At 48.8% G+C, this 904-nt stretch carries 7 tRNA genes; all 7 read left to right on the forward strand.

The features are described from left to right. Nucleotides 1-207: 207 nt before the first annotated feature. A tRNA-Ser gene (locus AC5V8P_RS25770) sits at nt 208-299 on the forward strand. Between the two features lie 31 nt (nt 300-330). Then, a tRNA-Met gene (locus tag AC5V8P_RS25775) sits at nt 331-407 on the forward strand. A 10-nt stretch (nt 408-417) separates the two neighbouring features. Beyond that, nucleotides 418-493 (forward strand) — tRNA-Val (locus AC5V8P_RS25780). Nucleotides 494-497: 4 nt separating this feature from the next. Further along, nucleotides 498-573: transfer RNA gene (locus AC5V8P_RS25785), tRNA-Thr, on the forward strand. 19 nt (nt 574-592) lie between these two features. Then, nucleotides 593-669, forward strand: a tRNA-Asp gene (locus tag AC5V8P_RS25790). 77 nt (nt 670-746) lie between these two features. Further along, nucleotides 747-819, forward strand: a tRNA-Phe gene (locus AC5V8P_RS25795). Nucleotides 820-836: 17 nt separating this feature from the next. Continuing rightward, nucleotides 837-904 (forward strand) — tRNA-Tyr (locus AC5V8P_RS25800).

A 904-nucleotide genomic window follows, 5' to 3' on the forward strand; every position in this document is an offset into this window, starting at 1 on the left:
GAGGTAGATAGGTTGGGGGTGGAAGTGCAGTAATGCATGGAGCTGACCAATACTAATCGGTCGAGGGCTTATCCTAAGATAAGATGCAATGGAGTTTCGGATCCAGTTTTCAGGGTGTAACACCTTGGAATTATGTTTGATATTTAAATTCACTTTGTTGATAATTTGAATATCTTGTAGAATAATACTAAGCGAGTCCGTTTATTTGGAGAGATACCCAAGTGGCTATAAGGGGACCCTCTGCTAAGGGGTTAGACTGCGTAAGTGGTGCGAGGGTTCGAATCCCTCTCTCTCCGCCATTTAGGACAAGCTAGTAAATTATTATGTTATGGCGGTGTAGCTCAGCTGGCTAGAGCGTACGGTTCATACCCGTGAGGTCGGGGGTTCGATCCCCTCCGCCGCTACCATACATACCCAGGAGGCTTAGCTCAGCTGGGAGAGCATCTGCCTTACAAGCAGAGGGTCGGGGGTTCGATCCCCTCAGCCTCCACCATTGTGCCGGTGTAGCTCAACTGGTAGAGCAACTGACTTGTAATCAGTAGGTTGGGGGTTCAAGTCCTCTCGCCGGCACCATTTTTTTTGAAAAATATAGGGAACTGTGGTGTAGAGGCCTAACATGCCTGCCTGTCACGCAGGAGATCGCGGGTTCGAATCCCGTCAGTTCCGCCATTTTTCAATTTAGTATTTTGACGTACTAAAGTGGGAAGGGGTACCCCTCCGCACTTTATTTTTTTGTTAATGGATATGGCTCGGTAGCTCAGTCGGTAGAGCAGAGGACTGAAAATCCTCGTGTCGGCGGTTCGATTCCGTCCCGAGCCACCTTTATATGGAGGATTAGCGAAGTGGCCAAACGCATCAGACTGTAAATCTGCTCCCTTACGGGTTCGGTGGTTCGAATCCATCA

Source organism: Paenibacillus sp. N119s, from assembly GCF_059447605.1.